We start from the raw sequence: 23415 nt of genomic DNA on the forward strand, positions 1-23415 counted from the left end.
ACACACATCCTGAGCCAAAGAGAGTTTCCAGCCCTAAAAACAAGATTTCTGATTAAATCTTGTTCCCCTCCTCGCTTGCGGTGAACCAGCGCTGTAGGCGGGTTTCCCACCGTAGGCGACTGGTGTTCGCGTAGCGTGCCGGAGGCATCACCCGAAGGGGGAGGTGCTAGGGGTGGGGTTTAATGATTATGGTAATGGCAACTAATTATCCTGAAGCAAACAATGATACCTAAAAAACTTGACAGCAATAGCTCAAATATTCTAAGTCGTGTAGTAGAGCCAAGTTCTGAATTATACGCTATTTTTTCTCAGACAGAAGTTGTCGAGTTAATTCAGGCATTAGAACTGAGACGAGAAATTCCTGTAAAATTTGCTTACAAAGGCGGAGGTGCGAAAATATGGAATGATTTTTATGAAAAATATGTTATCCCTAAATGGTATGAACCATCCAACGTAGAAGTTGAGTTATTAAAGCAAAACTTTGAATATATTAATAGTTATCAAAATTGTGATCAAATTAATATTGTCGATGTAGGGGCAGGTAATTCTTACCCAGTTAAAAAATTTGTTTCTCAACTGCATAAATTAGGAAGAATTAATAAATATATAGCTTTGGATATTAGTAGTGAACTGCTAAGTTTATCAAAAGCTAACTTTACTAAATGGTTTCCATCAATTGAATTAGAAAGTCATACAGTTGATATAGAAGCCAATGCTATTCCCGCTAATATTCTGCAAAACTCAACTTCTGGTGAAATCAAAGATATCGCTAATGTATTTTTACATTTAGGTGTAACAATTGGCAATCATCAAGATAGAGTGAGAGTTTTTCAAAACTTTAAAAACAGCATGAATCCAAATGATTTACTTGTGTTCACCAACGAAATAGGTTCTCACTCTCAATGGGATGGAAAAGTTCGAGGTGGCTGTAAATATCATGTAGAAGGGATATATACATGGATTACCAACAAGATGGGGATTAATTCTGAAGATTGCGAACTTGTGAGAAAGTATGATGTCAAAACAGATAGTATCACTGCAAATATAAAATTTTTGCAAAATTACACTTTCAGTTTTAGCCAGTGGGGAATAAATGAGAATTTGGAAATTTTAAAAGATGAAGAAATTACCATTTGGAAACATCACAAGTATGAAATGCCTGAACTTACACAAGAGTTAGCAAAAGCTGGATTAAAAATTGTTCACTCTAGTTGCGATAAATATAAATCACATATTATGGTTTTTTGTCAAGTTGCTGATAGGTAGATTTTCAGCACTTTAAAAAATCTAACTCTAGTACCTTCATTTTCTGAATTGATTATATTAAAATGTGTACTGGATTTACTGACAAAGTGCTGGATATAATTATCAAGCGCCTTGTCTTTATGTGCAGTGCTGATTGCATTTATTTCATAAAACTAGGATATGTAAGGATGCGCTGAAATATTAGGAGGAACTAACCACAAACGACACAAAGGACACAAAGTAAGAAGGAAAGAAGGAAAGAAATTTAGCGCAACTTTATAAAGAAATGGATAACCTTCCCGAATTCAATGATGACAATGAGATCCATTAAAAAAAAACTGCTGTCCCTCGCAATCTTTTACGAGAACGCTTAATTGCTATTCTGGCCTTAATTAATTTGGGGCTAGTGTTTTTTGATATCAGTTATCTGTATGCACGAGATTTTTATCTACAAGCTATCCCCAGCTTAACCCAATTATACGACCCGATTAAAGGTGTTAAACCCCATCCATCAACGGAAAATTATCTTCAGCAGGTGGAAAATCTAGAAGCCCAAGTTGTAGCCTCTGGATTAAAATCGCCAGAAGTAGAAAATCAACTAGCACAATTACGCCGCCTCAGTACACACATCATCGAAGATAATCCCTTTGCGGTAGCGGATAAAAGTAGCTCTCTGGAAAAGATTCAAGAGGAAATGCGCCAAAGGACGGGTATGAACTCGGCGCGTGATGCTTTGACTGAGTTTTGGAATCCAGATTACCTCGAAAAATCTGGTTGGCGGTCAGAAATAGGGTTTTGGAATAGTGAGATTAGCCCTTTAATTCAAGCTAATTATTATCGAGATATTAATAGATATGGTAAATTTATCGACTATTTTTGGTTAATTGATTTGCCTTTTGTGCTGATATTTGCGGTGAATTTTTTATCGCGGACATTTCAAACCAGTCGCCGAAATCCCCAGTTGAATTGGTTAGAAGCAATGCTGCGACGCTGGTATGATATTTTCTTGCTGCTACCTTTTGCGCGATGGTTGCGAGTGTTTCCGGTAACTGTTCGCCTTTACCAAGCTGAATTATTAAATCTTGACCCATTCAAAGCCCAAATTAACCGTGATTTTGCTGTAGGATTTGCCCAGGAAATCACAGAGATGGTAGGAATTCAGGTGATAGAGCAAATGCAAAATTCTATTCAAAAAGGAGATGTTGCTCGTTGGTTATTTCAACCAGAATCCCGTCGTCCTTATGTGCAGATAAATAATCAAAGTGAGCTACAAGTGATTACCGCCCGCTTGGTAAAAGTGAGTATTTATGATGTCCTACCCCAAATTCAACCTGATATCACAGCTTTAATACAGCACACAATTCAAAGTAATCTCTATGAAACTCCAGTTATCCGCCAATTACAGCAGTTTCCTGGACTAAATAAATTACCTCATAAGTTAGTCGAACAATTAGCCGCTAACTTAACCAAATCTGCTTACGCAACTTTGGTAAAAGCACTAGAAGACCCCGTGGGTGGAGAGGTAACAGCCCGGTTGCTAAAAAACTTTCGAGAGGCTTTAGAAAATGAGTTACAAAAAAGGCATAATTTACAGGAGCTAGAACAATTGTTTGTTGATATGTTAGAGGAAATCAAGATTAATTATGTGAAAAATATTGCTGAAGGAGGGATAGAAAAAACTGTAGAAGAAGTAGAAAATCTTCAAAGGCAATTTAGGCGTTACTAAGGGACTTCCAAATAAAAAAATACTCAACCACCTAACGTAAAAAATCTCTCAAACCCTGATTCCTCTGTGTCCTCTGCGCCTCTGTGGTAGCCTTCGGCAAGCTACGCTAACGTTAATCCGGATAATTTATTTCTTGGAAGTCCCTAAAGTGAGCATCCCAATTTGGTAGAAATATAGGATACTGAAATATGAAGTCTCTGAAATTAACTCGTAGCGTTTTAGCGCTAAAGCGCAACTACAAACAGTTAATTATGAGAGGGTTTGTGAACAAAAATAAAGGTAAAAATAACCCCGCCGATTTTGATTAAAATTAAAATAGGTATATCCTGATTCTTGAAAGCTGGGGGAAGAAAACGATGAATGTGGGATTTTTTCACAGAATTCCAGTGATGCCCCTGGTACTACTCTGGATAGCTTATGCTTTATTGGGGTGGTATCTTGCTGCTCATCACATTGTTTGGTTGGCGGGAGCGTTTGTGGTCGCTGTCACTTTAGCCATTGTCAGAAAAACTATTGTTTGGTTAGAGAAGTTAGTGGCATTTGGCTCTAGAATCTTGGTTGTGGTTTTATTTTTGAGTCTGTCTGTGGCTTTGGTCGAAACTTGGTCGCTATTCTTTAGCCTCTTTCTCATACCCATAGCAACTACGTTTTTAGCTGACTTAGAAATGCGTTTTGCTGGTTTCAACAAAACTGATTCATTTTGGGTTTTAACTATTTTAGCCCTCTGCGGTTTGGTTTCGGGTGAATTGATAGATATTTTACTTTTGCCTAGCAGCAGATTTTAATCTTAATTTTTAAAATAATTCTTCCTTATCAAGTTTACCATAACATAATTTCCCGCGCGTGTCAACTCCCAACACTCTATTTATGCGTTGAACTAGAGCAAAAAACTAGAGCAAAAAAAAGTGCGAGATTTGCCCAAAAATTAGTTTGGATGGTGGAACTTGGGGCATTGAAATTACTTATGCAGTCAGTGCGTCAAGGAGTAAAATATAAACTTGCTCTGGAGAAGTGGCGAAAAACTGGTATTACTATTCTTGATAGAGTGGCAAGATGTCACACTTGGTAACAGTAAAAGCAAATGAGCTTTAAAGAACACTGCGTTTATCATTAGTTCCGATATGCAAAGCAGATCCCGACAAGAGTTACAAGACCTAGTGCGCGAGCAGTTGCAAGTGCTACTTGAACAAAAGAACTTTCAGGGTGCTAAAGCTTTGTTAGTTCCAGTTCAGGTTGCAGATATTGCGGAATCAATTGGAGGTTTACCAGAGGCTACTCAGGCGATCGCATTTCGGTTACTTTCTAAAGAAGAAGCCATAGAAGTATTTGAATACCTCGATCCCAGTGTACAACAGACACTACTAGAAGATTTTAAGCGTCAGGATGTCCGGGAAATTGTCGATAATATGTCGCCTGATGATCGGGCGCGACTGTTTGACGAACTCCCGGCGAAAGTTGTCCGGCGACTATTAGAACAACTGAGTCCGGCGGAACGGGATGCAACGGCTTTGCTTTTAGGTTATGCGCCTAATACTGCTGGGCGGATTATGACTCCTGAGTATCTGTCACTGAGGGAAAATATTACGATTACTCAGGCGCTAGCGCAGATTCGTTCTCTGGCTAACTTGAGAGAGACAATTTACTATATATATGTGACTGATGATGCTCGTCGCTTGACTGGGATTCTCTCCCTGCGGGGTCTGATTTTAGCGCAACCAGAGCAAACAATTGGCAGTATCATGACCCGTGATGTGGTATTTGTAAATACTGGGACTGACCAAGAAGAAGTAGCTCGAACAATTCAACATTATGACTTTGTTGCCATTCCGGTGGTAGATACCGAACAGCGTCTGGTGGGGATCGTGACGGTGGATGATATTCTTGATATTTTAGAACAAGAAACCACAGAAGATATCTATACATTGGGTGGTGTCGAATCTGGTGGTGATAATTATTTTCAAACAAATTTATTTACTGTTGCCCGTAGACGGGTAGTATGGTTATTTGTGCTGTTGATCACCAATAGTGCGACGGCGGCGGTAATTACTAACCAAGAAGATATTTTAGAAAAAGTCGTGGCGTTAACTGCCTTTATCCCCTTATTAATTGGTACAGGGGGGAACGTGGGAGCGCAGTCTTCCACTGTGGTAATTCGGGGTTTGAATACAGAAGACGTTCACCCCGACGAAGCTTTAAATATAGTCAGACGAGAAGCGATCGCGGGCGTACTGCTCGGAGGTATGCTAGGTGCTGTAGTCGTCGTCTGGGCATACTTCTTGCAAGGTAATCTCGCAGTCGCCTTGGCTGTAGGTATTAGTCTATTGTCCATCTGCGTTTTAGCCTCAGTTTCTGGTTCCGCGCTGCCATTTTTATTTCGTGCTATGAAGCTAGATCCGGCTTTGATGTCCGCACCCTTTATTACCACTGCGGTGGATGTCTTGGGAGTTTTCATTTACCTGAACGTAGCTCGATTAATTTTAGGATAAAGTAGCGCGCCAGAGATATTGTGCTGCTGGTAATTTTTCATTTTACATCAGTTTTCATGTATTTGAACCACATCTGTCGTAGGGGCGCAAGGCCTTGCGCCCCTACTGCATGGTCTATTTACCTATTCTCTCAGATGCATATTTTATGTCTGGAGATATATATTTATTCAGACCATAGGTAGATGATTTAATTGCCAAAATTCTTCTGTATATATGTGTGAAATTACGAAGCTTTCCAAGATTTCATCGATGATTCAGTGATTTTTAGTAAAATTGACAATCTCGGTTATAGCAGTCACAATACCTATGTTATCAATTCCACAATTGGCGCTTGCACAAACAGCTAAGATTGTTAATTTACAGGATAGAGTACCGAGTTTTGAATTTTAAAGTCTTGGGTATACTGAGGATGGTCTTTCGCTCGGTATGCTCAACAGGAATGAGGTATGAATGTGAGTAGTGAAGAAAACTACAATTTAGTTGAGTCGGGAGCGACGACTGAAGCCGCAGATCCCAAGTCATTGTTGACATTATCCGACGCAGTAGCGCTGATTGTCGGTATTGTGATCGGGGCGGGAATTTTTCAAACGCCGGCATTAGTAGCCGTTCAAGCAGGTAGCGATATTGCTGTACTGCTGTTATGGTTCACTGGTGGCTTAGTATCTCTGGTGGGCGCGTTGTGTTATGCAGAGTTAGCCACAGCTTATCCCAATGTAGGAGGTGTTTACTATTATCTCAAGCGTTCATTTGGGCGAGGAGTCGCCTTTTTATTTGCTTGGGCGCGCATGACTGTGATTCAAACAGGTTCAATTGTGCTGCTGGCTTTTGTATTTGGTGACTATGCGAGTCAAATATGGCGCTTAGGTACGTTTTCATCTTCTATTTATGCAGCTGGGGCGATCGCGCTCTTAACTGCTTTAAATATCCTCGGTTTGCGACAAGGTAAATGGACACAAAACTGGCTGTCTCTGGCTAAGGTTTTGGGTTTGTTACTGGTAGTTGTTTTGGGACTAACTACTCTCCCTAACTCTACAGTATCGGCAGAACCTGCATCTTCGGGTAATTGGGGATTGGCGATGGTGTTTGTACTCCTGTCTTATGGTGGCTGGAATGAAGCAGCGTATATTTCGGCAGAAATGCACAATAAAAAACGCAACATTCTGCGATCGCTACTTTGGAGTATTGGCATTATCACTGGGATTTACCTGTTAATCAATTTGGCTTACCTGCAAGCATTGGGCTTATCAAACATGGCCGAATCTGAAGCTGTGGCGGCGGATTTAATGCGTGCTATTGCGGGTGAACCTGGTGCTTTATTCATCAGTCTGTTAATAGCAGTTTCCACATTGGGAGCTATTAACGCCACAATTTTCACCGGCGCGCGGACTAATTACGCTTTAGGCCAAGATTTTTCCCTGTTTAGTTTTATGGGGCGTTGGCAAAAAAGCCACAGCACTCCCATTGAAGCCTTTTTGTTGCAAGTGGCGATCGCGTTAGCCTTGGTCTTTTTAGGCACGATTACCCGCGGAGGCTTTGAAACGATGGTGGATTATACCGCCCCCGTTTTTTGGTTATTCTTTCTGCTTTCAGGTGTATCGCTGTTTGTGCTGCGAATCCGCGAACCCGAAATATCGCGACCCTTTCGTGTACCATTTTACCCCTTGACACCTTTGCTGTTTTGTGCATCTTGTGGCTATTTGCTTTACTCTAGTTTGGCTTATACGGGAGTGGGAGCATTGGTAGGCGTTTTAGTAGTAGCAGCCGGAATTCCCCTATTGTTGTGGAATCGCCGTCGCCAAGGGAGAATTTAAGGAATTAGGTAGGGGCGGGTTCAAGCCGTGAGTCTGTTGTCCGTCGAAATTCTGAATAAACCCGCCCGTAAGTGAGTAGGGAATGGGGAATAATTTAAAACTGACCACTGAATTATCACACGCTATCAATCAAGGACAAATTCATGAACTACAAAAAAATTCTGTTTTTACTGGCTACAGGAGTAAGTCTGACAAGCTGGGGATTTGTGGGATGTACACCTCAAGAAACGAATGTGGAAGCAGAAAAGCCAGAAGCACCTACTTTGGCTGGACAGACCGAAACACCAGCAACTCAACCCCAAGAACGTCCGGGTGATGTGCCTTATGTGCCAACACCACAGGCAGTAGTAGATGCTATGTTGGAAGTAGCAAAAGTAGGCAAAGATGATGTACTTTATGACCTTGGTAGTGGTGATGGTCGCATTGTAACTACAGCAGCCCAAAAGTATGGTGTCAAAAAAGGTGTTGGTGTAGAAATCAACCCCGAACTAGTCCAGGAAGCTAATGCAAATGCACAGGAAGCGGGAGTTAGCGATCGCGTACAATTTGTACAACAAGATTTGTTTAAGTCTGATTTTAGTGAAGCTACGGTAGTTACACTTTATTTATTACCTGATATCAACCTCAAATTGCGTCCCCAATTATTACAACAACTTAAACCCGGAACACGGATTGTTTCTCATGCTTTCGATATGGGCGAATGGCAACCAGAACAGACATTGCAGGTGGATGGCCGGACAATCTACTATTGGGTTGTGCCTGAAGAAATCCCAGCTAACTTGAAGTAAAAGTACTCCCAATCGCAGAAGTTAAAACGCTAGATATTGGGGAGAATAAGTATAAATCATGGTGGGTGAGGGTGCAAAATCAAAGATATTCATTTTTATCCTGTGATTTGGTGCGCCTAACCCACCCTACACAATTAGCAGATTATGAAAGGATTGCAAGGAAAAAATGCGTTAGTGACAGGCGCAACTTCAGGTATTGGTCAGGCGATCGCCATCAAACTTGCCCAATTAGGGTGTAATATAGCGATTAACTACCGCAAAACCCCAGAATCAGGGGCAGAAACTGAAGCAATGGCAGTAGAGAAAGCCTGTAAAGATATCGAAAATTGCGGAATGCGTTCGCTGTTAGTACAGGGTGATGTTTCCCAAGAATCAGATATTGTGACAATGGTCAACAGTGTAGTTGACACCTTTGGTAGTTTAGATATTCTGATTAACAATGCAGGGATTCAAACAGAATGTCCATCTCACGAACTGACTACCGCAGACTTCGATCAAGTACTTGCAGTTAACCTCCGGGGTGCTTTCCTGTGCGCCCGTGAAACTATCAAACACCTTTTATCCCAGAACCATTCCGGGGTAATCATTAATATTTCCAGTGTTCACGAAATTATTCCCAGACCTACATATCTGAGTTATTCCATCAGCAAAGGGGGGATGGAAAATCTGACTAAAACCCTAGCATTAGAATATGCTAATCGAGGTATCCGCGTCAATGCCGTAGCACCAGGAGCGACAGTCACACCAATCAATGAAGCTTGGATAGATGACCCAGAAAAAAAGGCAACTGTAGAAAGTCATATCCCCATGTGTCGTGCGGGAACTACCGAAGAAATGGCCGCAGCCGTAGCTTTTTTAGCTTCAGAGGATGCCGACTACATTACTGGTCAAACCCTATTTGTCGATGGTGGACTGAGTTTGTACGCTGATTTCCGTGAAAATTGGTCGGCCTGACGTAATTCGTAATTCATAATTCATAATTCGTAATTCGTAATTTGGATACTACAAGCCTTTTATTGATTGGGAATGGGTGGTTGATTTATGCCACGACGGGTATTGAGACAAACTTTCCTCCTGCCCCCTGCCCCCTTTCCTAACAATGTGGGTATGTGGGTTAATAGTGGCATATTATTATAGATAGGCATTGGTCACCTATTCATCCTCAAGGATACCAATTATAGATATGACAGACTTTAGAGAGCTGCAAGAATGGGAAAAAGCACACGAATTAACCGTTGCAGTCTATGAAATCACTAAAACCTTTCCAGAAGAGGAATTACAGGGGCTAACGCAACAGATTCGTTTAGCTTGTAGTGCCATTCCTATTAAGATAGCTCAGGGATGCGATCGCGATGACTATGAAATGCAACTGGATTTTCTGGAAATGGCCAGGGATGCAGTGATTGAGGTGGAATATTACCTGCTGCTTTGCTTTGAGTTGAATATGCTGGATTCCTCTGATTATGATCTGTTAATCAGTGATGTGGTGGAAGTGAAGGAACTGCTAGCATCTTACATTGATAAGCAAAGTCACAATTTTGATGAATAGTAGGTTTATCTCTCTCCTTCCTGAACACCTGCAAATTATTTGTAGTCATGCCCAAAGCACCTACCCAGAAGAATGCTGTGGACTAATTATCGGTAATCTGGGTAGGGAAGGCAAAACTGTAATGGAAATTATGCCCACAGAAAACGCTTGGAATACCCAAGCAGGTGTTTTTTCCAGTGAACCCACAATACAGAGTACCAGAAGACGATATGCTATCGCTCCCCAAGTCATGTTACAGGCACAGAAAGCCGCACGCGATCGCTCATTAAATATTATCGGTATTTACCACTCACACCCTGATAATTTGGCTACACCTTCAGAATGCGATCGCCTATATGCTTGGGCTGAATACTCGTATATAATAGTTTCTGTTCAAAACGGCAAAGCTGCTACAGTTAAAAGTTGGATACTTGATGATCATCACCAGTTCCAACCAGAGTTAATTGAAAACATAATTTAAAAATATCGTTTTTCGATAGGATTAATATTCCTCGCTGATCTACCAAACTCTTATGCTAAATCCCAACCTGGAAGAAATCCAGTTGACCAAAGACGATTACGAACGCTACTCTCGCCATCTAATTTTGCCAGAAATTGGACTAGAAGGACAAAAGCGTTTAAAAGCTGCGAGTGTATTGTGTATTGGTACTGGTGGACTAGGTTCGCCATTACTGTTATATCTTGCAGCCGCAGGCATCGGACGCATTGGTATTGTTGATTTCGATATCGTTGATACTTCCAACCTGCAACGCCAAGTCATTCACGGTACATCCTGGGTAGGTAAACCCAAGATTGAATCAGCGAAAAACCGCATTCACGAGATTAACCCCCATTGTCAGGTTGACTTATACGAAACTCGCCTGAGTGCTGAAAATGCCCTAGATATCATGAAACCTTACGATATCGTTGTGGATGGTACGGATAATTTCCCCACCAGATACCTCGTGAATGACGCTTGCGTACTGCTGGATAAACCCAACGTCTACGGTTCCATTTTCCGCTTTGAAGGACAAGCCACGGTCTTTAACTACGAAGGTGGGCCAAACTATCGTGACTTGTATCCAGAACCACCACCACCAGGAATGGTTCCCTCCTGTGCAGAAGGTGGTGTACTCGGTATTTTGCCAGGAATGATTGGCATTATTCAGGCGACAGAAACAGTCAAAATCATCACAGGAAAAGGTAACACCCTCAGTGGAAGATTACTGTTGTACGATGCCTTAGAAATGAAATTTAGGGAATTGAAACTACGTCCTAATCCCATTCGCCCAGTTATTGAAAAGCTGATAGACTACGAACAATTCTGCGGAATTCCCCAAGCTAAAGCAGAGGAGGCTAAACAGCAGATGGAAATGTCAGAAATGACCGTTAAGGAATTGAAAGAATTAATGGATAGCGGCGCAAAAGATTTTGTGCTGTTGGATGTCCGTAACCCTCATGAATACGAAATCGCCAAAATTCCTGGTGCTGTATTAATCCCCTTACCAGATATTGAAAACGGCGACGGTGTAGCCAAGGTAAAAGAAATTCTCAATGGTCATCGCTTAATTGCTCATTGTAAACTAGGTGGACGCTCCGCCAAAGCCTTGGGTATCCTCAAAGAAGCGGGAATTGAGGGGACTAATGTTAAAGGCGGAATTAACGCCTGGAGTAAAGAAATAGATCCTTCAGTTCCAGAGTATTAAATCAGTAAACAGTTAACAGTTATCAAATCGGATCGTGGGGACTTAAACCCAATTATGTCTTTTCACTGATAAGTAGCTCAAACTTAAAAAACGTAGTACCCAGATCCCCGACTTCTCAAAGAAGTCGGGGATCTATATTGTCAAGGTTTTATGTTTAATTACGTTGACCTACTTAACTGATAACTGATAACTGTTTTAAGCAGAGTAACGCAGAGATTCCACGTTTATTCTCTGCGCCTGTGGATTTAATGGGCTTTACCTGCGCCCAAATATAGTTCACCTACTTTGGGATCATGCAATAATTCTTGACCGGGGCCTGAGATAGCATCACGTCCTGATTCCAGCACATAACCACGGTCAGCCATTTCTAAGGCTTTACGGGCGTTTTGTTCTACTAAGACAATCGCTGTACCTGTTTGATTAATTTGTTTAATTTGCTCAAAGACTTGTGTTACAAGGATGGGGGATAAAGCCGCAGAAGGTTCATCTAATAGCAGCAAACTAGGTTCCAACATCAACGCTTTGCCCATAGCCAGCATCTGACGTTCCCCACCTGATAGCGTACCAGCACGTTGACGACGGCGATCGCTTAATCTGGGAAACATGGTAAAAATTTTATCTTTCAGAGGTTTCAGCGGTACATTACGGACAAAAGCCCCCATTTCCAGATTTTCCTCAACACTCAGGGAAGCAAAAACATTAGTTAGCTGTGGGACATAGGACATTCCCTTCTTGACGATTTGATTGGACTTTACCCCACTAATATTTTCATTTTTAAAGGTAATTGTGCCTGTGTGAGGAGTTAACAGCCCAAAAATAGTTTTAGCTAAGGTAGATTTACCCGCACCATTGGGGCCAATCACTGTCACCAACTCACCGGGTTTCACACAAAAATTCACTCCTTGCAGGATATCTATATCTTTGCTGTATCCGGCGTGGACATCTTTAACTTCTAGTAAATACTCATTGCTCATTAGTCATTAGCCCTTCTCTTCGAGACACTACGTGAACGGCTACGCTCAGGGTAAATCATTAGTCAACAGCCAAGTTAACAATAACTATAGACTGTTGACTAAATAATTTTAAGGTGTTTTTTGCAATTCAGGTCGTTCTTCGGGAAGGATTGCATCTGCTACAGGGCAAACTTGGATACATATACCACAATCGATACAGGTGGCAAAATCAATCCAATACCAATCGGTTCCCTTGACATTTTTCCCAGGGCCTTCATGAATACAAGCTACTGGACAAGCATCTACGCAGTCAGCAACGCCTTCACAAACATCAGTCACAATCGTGTGCGGCATTTATTTATAGATTCCCTTTCTTTCGGATCAGCTATATCTAGCCTAGCAATTAGTCTCGAATATCTACTGAGTACATTCCAAAAGTTGTGCTTGAGGATAGCTGGCGCGTAATTCTAACTGGCGTTGTGGTGACGATCGCCCGTAAGTAGATGATTGTGCTAATGTTTGAGGTTCTGGTGGAATTGATAGGTGTTCTTCTCCGAGACTGCTGAACAAAATCACAGATTGTAATTGCAACCGACGCTGCTGATGCTGTTGATAAAGTTGACTGTAGGTTTGCACAACCTGCTGCCATTCTGTTGTGGGACAATAGCTGCGATCAATGAGTACGGTGATTGCCGGCATTCCCGCAAACCTGCTGATTAGCATTCCAGTGACCAAAAAAGCTGTCCAACTCAGTCCTAGAGTTTTGAGAAGTTGAGTTTTGAGGTTCATGTTTATTCGTAATTTTTGGGACTGCTATTGAGAATTTGCTCTGCATTAAAGATTTGTTTGGAACAAGTCTTTGAGCAGAACTTGTACCTTTTCGGGTGTACCTTGGTAAACACTGCCTTCTCGAATGGACGCGATCGCTGCTAATTCCTGCTGATTTACTTCACCGTAGGCAATGGGATACACTCTCACCCCACTCTGCTCAATCACATCTTTAATTTCTCTAAAACGGATGCCTTTAGTTCGTTCTCCATCTGTGAGCAGTAGGAGGTAGAATTGACCATTTGGATCAATTTTTTTCTTTTCCATCAGGTCTGCTAAACCTACAGCTAGTCCGTCATAGAGGGCAGTTTCACCATCAGGTCGCAGTCGGTTAATGGCAACAAATAACCGCTTTTGTTCTAATTCGTTGAAGGGTGCAAGAGTTAGCCAACGTGTGGCGCGATCGCTAAAAGAGACTAACCCAATCTGATTATCCCGGTTAATTTGTTGACTGGCAAAGCGTAACGCTTCCTGGACAGCTCCCAGACGGTTGTTGCGCTGCATGGAACCACTTGTATCCACAACCAATTCCATATACACTGTCCGTCCACCATCCTTACGCTGTTTCCAGAATGACTGAGCAGCTTTTAATACTTCACCAGATGGCATGGGGGGAAATTGACCTTGTTGGAGATACTTCGTTTGTTCATATCCCTGTTGTTCTGCCAATTTTTGCATGGGTGCAGAAGTGGCAAACTCCGCGAATTTACTCAAAGCTTCTTGCTCAGATGCTGTATTCCATTCAAATCCTGCTAATGGTGAATTTTCCGGCATACCGAAGGGAACATAAGCTAATTGAGCAAATTCTGGCTGTTTCTTTAAATTCACATAGCTCTGGTAAGCCATGACAATTGCTTGAAACTTCTGGGGATTGCGAATCCAAATTTGTTTTAAATCTAGATATGTGGGTGTCGTCAGGGCGATTTGTTTTTGGAAGGTGCTAAAGGCAGAATTGATTTGGGGAGATTCTAGTTCAGCAATAGTTAATGGTTTGCTATCTTGAGTACGACCTGCTGAACGCCAAAGCAATGAATGTAGAAAATTTAACGCTGATGAGGCAATATATGGATTGGAATAACCAACTGAGATTTTACCCGCGAGAATAGCATCCATGAGGCTGTCAAACGTCACCTCTCCACCTTGAGCTAATTCTTTATATACCTGGGGTTGAACGGCAAAAATAGCTTGATTTGAGACTAACGCCGGCGCAATATCTCGTAGGGGTAATCCTTCAGCTTTTAGTAGTTCCAACCACATCGCCGTTGCTGGTGTATAACCTGCGGGTTTGCCTTTTCTGGCAGTTAAAATCTGCGCGGCCAATCCAGAAGGAATATTCCGAATCCCCACTTGAATAACTTGCCCAGATTTCAGCTTTTGTTTTTGCTGATTATATTTTTCGGCGACATCAACTAACCAACGTTCATCCTGTCGTTCTCCATTCGCTTTTTCAGCCGAACTGTAGATTTCCAGATAGACAATATTGGGATCATTGCTAGGCTTTGCACCATACAAAGGGAAAGTATTTGGATCAGGGACAGAATCAGTGATCGGCGGAATTACGACATTATAAGCAGCAGTATCAGTTATCAGTTGTGACTCTAATTTGATTTGAGGTAGAAGATGTTCACGAAGATGAATATCAGCACTTGCAAATGAATTAAGAGAGGTTGTACAAGCCCACAAAAAAGTCAGGCATAGTCCCATCAATAGCCAAGATGTAAAACGTAATTTTTTCATTTTTTCTATTTTCCTAAAATTCCTTGTTCATTTTCATTAATCAACGTTTGTAGACGCTGACAAATTACAGTAGGAGCATAATTTGAACGACGCTCTAGGGTTTCCAACATCATTTGGTCGTGCAGTTCCTGAAGTTGGTCATGGGTCTGATGGAGTCGTTTTTGACTACTTCCTAACTGTTGTTCTGCCAAATTTCGATAGCGTGGTGTTTGCACTTTTTGAATCACCTGTAATGCTTCCACTAGTTGGTCAACCAAATCTAAAACAGTGTGCAGAGTTTCCAGCAAATCTGGAGTAAATGTTGATTCTTGTTCAGCAATTTGCCTCGCAATCTGCTGAATGCTTTGAGCTTGTTGCTTTACTGATTGCCATAGAGGTTGAGAAGGATGAGGAATTTGGTAATTTAAATGGTTGAGATGATTGCTAAAAACATCAATTTGCAATAAATTTGCCGAAGTAACTTTGGGGCTATTTTTTAGGTTTTTGAGTTGGCTATACCAGGAGGCGATCGCTAAAGCCACAATTACTGCACCGCTAAGTAAAACAGTCAAACGTATTCCTAGCCAAAAAACAAAGATAATATAACCAAGTAATAACCCAGTTAGTAATAATTGATGATCAGAAAATCGGAAATAATAACGCTTGGGTTGATGTGTCATAAATAGATGATTTTGGTGTTGATAAATTAATTGACAGCAAAATCTTGGCAAATAATTAAATCATTTACTGACTGTGCAATTAAGTTGGAAAAATTTTTATTCTGCTAAAGGACTATCGACAGTTAAAAATCTAAATCACCAATTCGTTATATAACTTTACAAATAATCCTTGTGTGTAGGGTGTGTTGTCGCGTAGCGCAACGCACCATCTTCAATTCTCGGTGCGTTAGGACTAGCGTCCATAACGCACCCTACTGGAGTGGCAAACTTAAAATGTTGCAAAAAATTGTAGGTTGGGTTGACGTAAGGAAACCCAACATCATTATTGGCAGCGTTGGGTTGCGCTACGCTTAACCCAACCTACCCTTAAAAAGGGGGATTTAGGGGGATCAGGTTATTTGTGTGTACACCGTAGCTTCCCTGGTAGGGAAGGGGGTTAGGTTTCGCGTTAGCTTTTCTACACAACGTGAAAAGTCAGGTATGTCAGCTAGGACAAGAATCATCTTTGACGAGATCAAACCTCAATTGCTCATTTACCGTCACAATTCCCCTGGTGGTAATTTCTCGGCGATCGCCTCTAGCATCAAAACTAATCAACTTCCCTTGGATTGTGGCACTAGAAGCAGCTACCCCTTGGAGAATTCCTGTATTGGCTAATTTCTGCCGAATATCTTCTCTAGTTACGGGAGATTCTGATAGTTGAATGGCTTGCAGTACTGCCTGTACAGCCTCGTAAGCCAAAGCTGTCCGACGATTCAAATCACCACCCCAGTATTCATTAACTTGTTTCGCAAAATCTTGTGCGCCACATTGTTGAGGATGCCAATCAACCGCCAAATAGAGACTATTGACTGTAGCCACCTTAGCCTGATCAATAACTTCTTGGAGATAGAGAGGATTTGCCCCTAAAATTGGTTTTTCTCCATTGTTCAACTTAATGACTTCAATCGCTGTTTGAGCCGCTATCGTATTGTCAGTACCCCCATCGGCTAAGACTGCCAAGGCATCTGCATTTGCCATCTGTGACGTAACTTGACTAATATCAAACTTGGGGTCGGAAATATCAAATTTAGCAATTAGACTGCCTTTAAATGCTCTCAGCACCAGAATAAATTGCTCTAACATATCCTTGCTAAATAACTCTTGAGAGTTGTAAAAAGCAACTACTTTTGGCTGGGGTTTTTTGAGAACATCGACTAAATATTGGACTAGACTTTGAGCCTCGACTCGACTAGATGAAACAGTCCTGAAGAATACTTTATAAGGATCACCACCACAAGCCGGACTTGATGGGAGATTAACCAGGGTACTAGTAGGAGAAATCATCACAAGGGGATTTGGTTGACGAGAATAAACGTTCAAAGCTGCACAGGTGTTAGGAGAGGTGTAATGTCCCACCACAGCCAGAACTTTGGCATCTTCAAAAAGGATTTCTGCTACTCCTTTAGCTTGTTCGGTGTTGTTGTTATCGTTAGCAATCACAACTTGTAAATTGACTTCTTGCTTAACAGCCACATCTTGCCCTTGAGCAACTCCAAATAAAATATCCAACCCAGCCGTAAAATTGAATGGTGCGGCTACGGCAATGGTGTAAATTGGTAAATTCGGATTTTGGCGATGGCGATCAATTACAAAGGCATTATTGCGATAAATTAAAACTTCTGGGTCTTGTAGTGCTGCTATAGCTGCTTGACTAATAGATGGAATCGCTTTATTTTGTTGTGCCAGATTACGCAGTTGATCAAAAATCTTGACTGCATCTGCATATTCACCTTGAGAAAATACTGTAATACCTTGTTTTTTTAAGGAAAGATATGGCTCACTTAGTTGTACTTTGCTGTTAGAAATTGGTTTTTCACCCATGCCGATATAGTTGTCTAATGGGGGCAATGGGGTGAGACACATTGAGGGGAAAATCTGACATCGGTTAATTGCCACTGGAGTCGCTACAGCGATAATTGCAGCTAAAATAGACCCCATAATTAAATTAGGACGAGAAAGTATTGAGGGAGCAGGCCAAACTAATTCTGGCTGATTGGGATTGAGGCAAAGAATAGGCAACCAGGAAGCAGCCGGAAAATTGTTTCTTTGAATAGATTCAAGGCGATCGCGAGCTTCACGGACTGCTAAAAATAAAGGTGTACCCTGAGAAAATTGTTCTAAAAAATAAAGTAAGAATTGACGCGCAATCACATCAGGCACAGGTTCCCGCATCACAATCACGGCTGGAACTTTCAATTGTGCTAAAAAATCTGCCATTTTTAGACCATCACAGGAATTAAAGATGGCTAACTTTAAACCTCTTTTAACGGCTCTGGTTAAGCTTTGACTTAACGCATTTAACGGTAAACAATCACCTTCACGAATTTGGATCTGTCCATTTCTACCTTGACTGGAACTATGTCCGGCAAAAAACAAGATATCCCAATCTTGATTAAATAACAAGTCAGACAACTCTTGATCAGTCGGCTCTGATTTGAATGTAATTTTTGCTCCTCGCTTTTTTAACAGTCCTAAAGCTTTTTGATCGTCTTCTAGTTGTAAACCACCATGAGAACTACCAAAAATGGCTAAAACTTTGATGGGTGCTTTCAGCGCTGGAACTTGCTTACCAAATCCAGAGAACAAAGCCAATTCAGCATTGGGAAGGTTGGTAAATAAATCCCAGATATGCCAAGGTAGGCGACGCAGCAGTTCATTCTGGTGGTGACATCGAATAATAATGGGGACAGATTTATCGGTTGTAACTTTTGTATTTGCCCGAATGCGATCGCGTAAATTCCTAAATGCTCTATCCTGAAACCATTCTCGACAATAATCTTCTAGAGTTTGAGCGCTTTCTCTCCACCTGTTTAAAACGGCTACATTCGTTTCCTGTCCTGAAACCGCTTGCAATTGACGACTACCATCTAGGGATATATCTTGCCATTCTTGATACCACTGCGGCATTTGGGGAGCAGCCGGAATAGGAGCTAAACCATGATCTTCTTCAATAATCACACCATCTTCTAAAATCTGAAGCGTTACAGAAAACCCCTCAGCAAAGCTACCGCTACTAATCTCAATCACAACGGCGACATCTTGGGGGGTTTTAGGGCTAGAGGGAAGTTTAGCCATAAATAACAGGGAAAAAGGGTGTGGAAGTAAAGAATAGATGATCTAGATAAGCATAATTAAGCAAACTAAACAACAAAACTATCAATAAAGCTGGCATCATTCAGAACAACACGGACACTGAAGCGATCGCCTATGTCTGCTGTAAATTTAAACTGAATATAGTCGTCTTGTGGTCGTGATTCCACTGCAAAAAATTGATTTCCGGTTTCATCTAGCCCGATTAATTTTAACCCTGTTGGCAGAGCATACAACTGACTGAGCGGATACAACCGCAGCAGCATTAACACCCGATTATCTGACTTAGGCAAAACACCCACCATCAGCAATACAGAATTCCCCATGAGATAAATGCCCAAATCCTTCCCACTAATTACCGGACAGGCGGGATGTTGAGGATTGATTTCCCATAACAATTCGGCAGCTTGCCAGCGAATTTCATCATCTGGGGTAGTTTGAATCACTTTGACTAAAGCTGATTCCGAATTTAGATCCACCGGAATGGGTTCTACCAAATTACGAGTATGTCGGCGATAGAGTTGTTCAATCCGTTGACGAATGGGGTTATCACCTCGTTGAAGTTGCATCTGTGCGCCAGACAATTGTGTGGCAATGTTTTTAATTCTGCTGAATAAGTCTTTTGGAGGTTGCCAATCGGATTCAAATATGCTTTTGCGCCATTTCCCCAGTTGAACTATTGCTTGTGGCGATCGCTCTGGGGTTAATTGTTCTAGGAACACATAAAGTGGTTGAAAATAGCTGCGTGGTAACTCTGATACAGAGACAGATTCCACAAACCCTAACATTTGTCCCTCTTGGTAAGGTTCATCAATTTGAATGATCATATAGCCAATGCGTTCTGACCACACTTCTGGGGGAACTAGACATTTGCGATCGCTTTGACGTAGAGAACGACACTCTAAAAAGCCTTGCAAAGCCGGAATATACAAATCAGCAGTGTTTTCTAACAGACGTTCGAGAGGATTCCAACTATGACTAACTTCCAAATCGGTATCAATCCCTAACAATTGCAAATAACGCTGAGTCACCAATACAGCCAAGGTATTACGATAAACTTGTTCTGATTGCTGTTGAGTTGGCTGTTGTTGAGCAAACTGATCAGCTTGTTGGCGATCGCTAGCTGTAATCGGAATAGCAATCGGACTAAATTGTGTAGCAGTATCAATCATGATTCTTATCAAAGAAAATATCTAGAAATTTTATCGAGCATTATTCGGGAGCATCCCAATTTTGTAAAAACATAGAAGACTGATGTAAAAAACCTATTAAACCCTCTTACCTTGGCGTTCTTGGCGACTTGGCGGTTCGTTTTAAAATCCCATCAATAAATTGAACTTGCATTTGAGATGCTCCCCATTATTCAGCCAACAACTGTTTAAAAATACGGAAACATCTTGTGCGACAAAATCTTTTCAGTGATAACGCTTCCAGTCCATATTGTTGAGCGATTGTATCCCAAGAGAAATTTTCTGATCCAGAATCGCGCAACACTAGCAATATCTGCATCAACACAACCTGACAATTGACATGAGAATATTGCTGCATTTGACAACTCTTGAATAAATGTGGATTATTCTGCACTAAATTTAGCCATTCTTCGATAGTTTGCTCCCAGCGATCAGGATGAGGACAAGGAGGATAAATCTTTTCGCCATCTTCTCCATCAAGAGGATGTAACCGATTTTTTTCTTCCTTGGCTCTTTCTCGAATGACATCTAAAATCATCCATCTCAGCTTTTGGTTAAACCAGGTGACAAAACTCGCCTTTTCAGGGTTATACCTCTGACAAAAATCTTCTAAAAACCATACCCAAGTTCGTGATAGGGCTTCACTATATATATCTGGTGATATTTTGTCACCACACCAAATCAACCGAGAAGAAGTCATCATTGTAATGATCAAAGTCTTGGCTTGATGTGGATCATCAGGTTCACAAGCTTGTTCAAATAGCCATTGACGGCTAGGAATATCGTTAATAATTTCCTGGAGCTTTTGACGTTGCTGTAATAGCCTGCTCTTTTCTATTGGGTCATTGAAAGCAGCTTGAATTAAGCTCCTCAAGTCATTACACATAAGGGTTATCTAGACCCCATCAATTCAGGTTTGCATTTGATCAAAGTTAGCGGTAGCGGGGCGTTGAGCAGCGCGCTGAGTAGAAACCAAGCACCTGGCGACTGTAAGTCACGGCTACACAGGCGAAACCCACACTTCGACAAGCTCAGTGACCGCCTAAGTGGGTTAAAAACCCTTGTTTTTCCGTTAGTCCGCGTAGGCGGACTTTGTTTGTATAGCCGCGATTTCTAATCGCCAGGGCTTGGTGCAAGATATGAGTAGGGGCGGGTTTCCAGATATGCTCAATTACTAATAATAATTTGAATAAACCCGCCCCCATATCAAGGCTTTCCGCAATCAACAATGTCCTAACCTCCTTGGCGGTTGCTATACCTGGTAGGTTATCGGACGTAGAGACGGGAATAGGCTCAATTGTTTACAAAACTTTATAAAATTGTGTAGAGGGGGCGGGTATGGTTTCCAGATGACTATTAATCAACCCGCCCCTACCTTCTAACTAACGCAATGATTCATTCATAATTGAACCATCAGATTTAATCCAAGCAATTTCGGCAATACCGCGATCGCTTGCGTATTGTCTCGTAGCTTCTACATCTCTGCCGCCTAAATCCATTTCTACCCGTACCAAATCTGTAGAATCACGCAGTTTTTGAGCATGGGCAAAGGCCGCAGCTTCAACATCTGGTGTCTGAGCTACTACTAACCAGTTACTAGCAGGGGTTGATTGTGGTAATTGCTGTGTAGATAGAAGAACTTGATATAAATCTTCGATATTCAGTACAAAACCAATACCGGGAATATCTTCGCCTTGGGGATGATAGAGTCCTAAAAGCTTGTCGTAACGACCACCACGCCCTAAAACTCTGGCTTGTGGGTCAGTATCGCTGACGATTTCAAAGACTATACCAGTATAGTAGTCTATGGTTTGAATTAAGCTCAGGTCAAGAATTAAAGGAAACTCCCCTTCTGATTGTAATAACTCTACCACAGATTTGAGATTATTTACTATCTCTTGTTGCTCTGGATCTAAACCAAGACTACTGACTTTTTGCAAGACATCTGCGCTATCACCGCGTAAATCCATCATGATTCTGGCGCGATCGCGCAGTTGCTCACTCAGGGGTAAATTATCTATGGCTATGCGGTCAAGATGAGCGATCGCACTGCGGACTTGAGCTTGGATATTCACTGGAAAGGCATCAAGGAGCGATCGCGTAATTCCCGCTTCGCCTAAAATTAAATGCCAATCCTGCAAACCCAGTGCAGCCAGACAATTTTTCGCCAATAGCAAAACTTCGGCATTTGCCAACAATCCACCCACACCTAACAACTCAACCCCAGATTGATAAAACTCTTGCTGGCGATTGTGCCTGTTTTCCCAGGTACGGCGAAAAACATTGGCATTGTAGTATAGCCGTTGCGGATAGGTGACATCATTCATGCGCGTAGCCACGGCACGAGCAATAGAAGCTGTCAACTCTGGACGCAACCCTAATTCTTCATCTTCACCATTTTGCAGTTGAATCACCATCTGGCGCTGAATTGCTTCTCCCGCCATCAAAGTATCCATCCGTTCCAACGTAGAAGTGATAATCCTGTGATATCCCCAACGATGAAAAACCTGCTGTAACCGATCTTCAATCCAGCGTTTTTGAGCCACATCTAAAGGTAATAAATCCCTGGCTCCCGCTGCTGGTTGATACACCATTATTTTTTATTCCCACCAAAAAAACCACCAAACAAACCCCCACCTCCAGACTTATCTGGTTGATTATTACCATCATGAGGAGGCGAAGTGACTTTCGAGCCACTCGATTGTGTCCCTAAAGCCTTTTCTATTTTAGGTTTCCATGACAACGCTATTTCGTTGGTGGGATCTAATTTCAAAGCATTATCAAAATGAATTTTGGCCATCCTCACCTGATTTTGCTTAAAATATACCAAGCCAATCAAACTATGACAGTAACTATTTTTAGGTTCTAGCTTCAGAGCATCCTGTAACTCCACCTTGGCTTGAGAAAATTGCTTTTTGTTGATAAAACCTTCAGCACGGCGAACATACTGATCTAAAGGCGAATCTTCTTTTACTACTGGGGGTGGGGGTGGGGGTGCTGTATTTGGCTGTGACGTACCTGAATTACTGGTAGATTTCACCGATGATAGTAAGGCCGTGGGAGTTTTGATCGCAGTCCGCATCAGGTAAACTAAATTTAACTCGCTGACTTCGGCTATAACTTGAATTGATTGCTGTAACGACTCATATTGGATTGTAGCTATTTTAGCGATCGCATTTTTGTAAAAATAATCAATATTCGGGGCATTAACAAGTTGTTTAGCCAAGTCGCTATTCAATTCAAGCGAAGTAGATTCTTGTGCCAGCCGCCTGCCCATTTGAGATAGAACTATAATATATTCCGCGTGAACACGTTCCTTTGAAAGATGTTCATAAGCTGGGTTAACCAACTTGGATAATAATTCATTAGCTAGTTGTTTATCCTCAGCAGAGGTAATCGCGCTGCTATCTGGGTGCAAGCGGCGGGCAATTTGCAGATAACGTTTACGTATGTTCTTCACATCTGCGTCAATGGAAACACACAAAATTGCGTGATAATCTGTCAAATCATGTTTAAACAATCCACGATCTATTTTTAAAGACATAGAGCGGTTTTGCACCAAAATAGCTTGAGCTTTTTTCTAGTTTACTTTGATTTATCCGTATTTTATCAGTAGTTAATAGTTA

The 23415-nt window shown here is 41.6% G+C and carries 21 protein-coding genes; 10 read left to right on the top strand and 11 right to left on the bottom strand.

All coding sequences use genetic code 11. The features are described 5' to 3' along the window. The first annotated feature begins 222 nt into the window (after positions 1-222). The 10 genes from ACM0OW_RS14335 to moeB all read left to right on the top strand — a co-directional run bounded on the left by ACM0OW_RS14335 (position 223) and on the right by moeB (position 11290). Positions 223-1266 (top strand): L-histidine N(alpha)-methyltransferase, encoded by a 1044-nt coding sequence (locus ACM0OW_RS14335; protein WP_414550774.1) that lies wholly within the window; start codon positions 223-225, stop codon positions 1264-1266. 385 nt (positions 1267-1651) lie between these two features. Further along, positions 1652-2971, top strand: a complete 1320-nt coding sequence (locus ACM0OW_RS14340; RefSeq protein WP_414550808.1) for a hypothetical protein — start codon at positions 1652-1654, stop codon at positions 2969-2971. A gap of 356 nt (positions 2972-3327) precedes the next feature. Further along, entirely contained in the window at positions 3328-3756 is a 429-nt protein-coding gene (locus ACM0OW_RS14345) for a hypothetical protein (RefSeq protein ID WP_414550775.1), read from the top strand. A gap of 336 nt (positions 3757-4092) precedes the next feature. Next, positions 4093-5457: a magnesium transporter gene (gene mgtE, locus ACM0OW_RS14350; RefSeq protein WP_414550776.1), complete on the top strand. Its 1365-nt coding sequence runs from the start codon at positions 4093-4095 to the stop codon at positions 5455-5457. Positions 5458-5903: 446 nt separating this feature from the next. Beyond that, positions 5904-7268 (top strand): APC family permease, encoded by a 1365-nt coding sequence (locus ACM0OW_RS14355; protein WP_414550777.1) that lies wholly within the window; start codon positions 5904-5906, stop codon positions 7266-7268. 143 nt (positions 7269-7411) lie between these two features. Next, positions 7412-8056, top strand: coding sequence for an SAM-dependent methyltransferase (locus ACM0OW_RS14360; protein WP_414550778.1), 645 nt, complete (start codon positions 7412-7414; stop codon positions 8054-8056). 144 nt (positions 8057-8200) lie between these two features. Beyond that, entirely contained in the window at positions 8201-9010 is an 810-nt protein-coding gene (locus ACM0OW_RS14365; protein ID WP_414550779.1) for a glucose 1-dehydrogenase, read from the top strand. Between the two features lie 229 nt (positions 9011-9239). Next, entirely contained in the window at positions 9240-9605 is a 366-nt protein-coding gene (locus ACM0OW_RS14370) for a four helix bundle protein (protein WP_414550780.1), read from the top strand. Next, positions 9598-10065, top strand: coding sequence for a Mov34/MPN/PAD-1 family protein (locus tag ACM0OW_RS14375; RefSeq protein ID WP_414550781.1), 468 nt, complete (start codon positions 9598-9600; stop codon positions 10063-10065). The genes ACM0OW_RS14370 and ACM0OW_RS14375 overlap by 8 nt, the downstream gene beginning before the upstream one ends. Positions 10066-10117: 52 nt before the next feature. Further along, positions 10118-11290 (top strand): molybdopterin-synthase adenylyltransferase MoeB, encoded by a 1173-nt coding sequence (moeB, locus tag ACM0OW_RS14380; RefSeq protein WP_414550782.1) that lies wholly within the window; start codon positions 10118-10120, stop codon positions 11288-11290. Positions 11291-11535: 245 nt separating this feature from the next. On the opposite strand, the gene ACM0OW_RS14385 is transcribed toward moeB, so the two are convergent. From ACM0OW_RS14385 to ACM0OW_RS14435, 11 genes are all read right to left on the bottom strand, one after another. Continuing rightward, positions 11536-12264, bottom strand: a complete 729-nt coding sequence (locus tag ACM0OW_RS14385; protein WP_414550783.1) for an ABC transporter ATP-binding protein — start codon at positions 12262-12264, stop codon at positions 11536-11538. 108 nt (positions 12265-12372) lie between these two features. Then, positions 12373-12597 (bottom strand): indolepyruvate ferredoxin oxidoreductase subunit alpha, encoded by a 225-nt coding sequence (locus ACM0OW_RS14390; RefSeq protein WP_323215931.1) that lies wholly within the window; start codon positions 12595-12597, stop codon positions 12373-12375. Between the two features lie 63 nt (positions 12598-12660). Next, complete coding sequence (locus ACM0OW_RS14395) at positions 12661-13032, bottom strand: hypothetical protein (RefSeq protein ID WP_414550784.1); 372 nt, start codon at positions 13030-13032, stop codon at positions 12661-12663. 45 nt (positions 13033-13077) lie between these two features. Continuing rightward, positions 13078-14808, bottom strand: a complete 1731-nt coding sequence (locus ACM0OW_RS14400; RefSeq protein WP_414550785.1) for a VWA domain-containing protein — start codon at positions 14806-14808, stop codon at positions 13078-13080. A gap of 5 nt (positions 14809-14813) precedes the next feature. Next, a complete protein-coding gene (locus tag ACM0OW_RS14405; RefSeq protein ID WP_414550786.1) occupies positions 14814-15467 on the bottom strand; it encodes a hypothetical protein in 654 nt (217 codons plus the stop codon). A 483-nt stretch (positions 15468-15950) separates the two neighbouring features. Beyond that, the gene (locus ACM0OW_RS14410; protein ID WP_414550787.1) at positions 15951-18584 is read right to left on the bottom strand and encodes an ABC transporter substrate-binding protein; all 2634 of its coding nucleotides are present in this window, start codon (positions 18582-18584) and stop codon (positions 15951-15953) included. Positions 18585-18649: 65 nt separating this feature from the next. Then, positions 18650-19771, bottom strand: coding sequence for a DUF1822 family protein (locus ACM0OW_RS14415; RefSeq protein WP_414550788.1), 1122 nt, complete (start codon positions 19769-19771; stop codon positions 18650-18652). A gap of 187 nt (positions 19772-19958) precedes the next feature. Then, positions 19959-20675 (bottom strand): hypothetical protein, encoded by a 717-nt coding sequence (locus ACM0OW_RS14420; RefSeq protein WP_414550789.1) that lies wholly within the window; start codon positions 20673-20675, stop codon positions 19959-19961. 145 nt (positions 20676-20820) lie between these two features. Beyond that, complete coding sequence (locus ACM0OW_RS14425) at positions 20821-21018, bottom strand: hypothetical protein (protein WP_414550790.1); 198 nt, start codon at positions 21016-21018, stop codon at positions 20821-20823. Between the two features lie 153 nt (positions 21019-21171). After that, positions 21172-22383 (bottom strand): ATP phosphoribosyltransferase regulatory subunit, encoded by a 1212-nt coding sequence (locus tag ACM0OW_RS14430; protein ID WP_414550791.1) that lies wholly within the window; start codon positions 22381-22383, stop codon positions 21172-21174. Further along, entirely contained in the window at positions 22383-23333 is a 951-nt protein-coding gene (locus ACM0OW_RS14435) for a J domain-containing protein (RefSeq protein ID WP_414550792.1), read from the bottom strand. Before ACM0OW_RS14435 ends, ACM0OW_RS14430 begins: the two co-directional genes overlap by 1 nt. Positions 23334-23415 lie beyond the last annotated feature (82 nt).

The organism is Anabaena sp. CCY 0017 (genome assembly GCF_963920885.1).
Lineage (GTDB): Bacteria > Cyanobacteriota > Cyanobacteriia > Cyanobacteriales > Nostocaceae > Nodularia.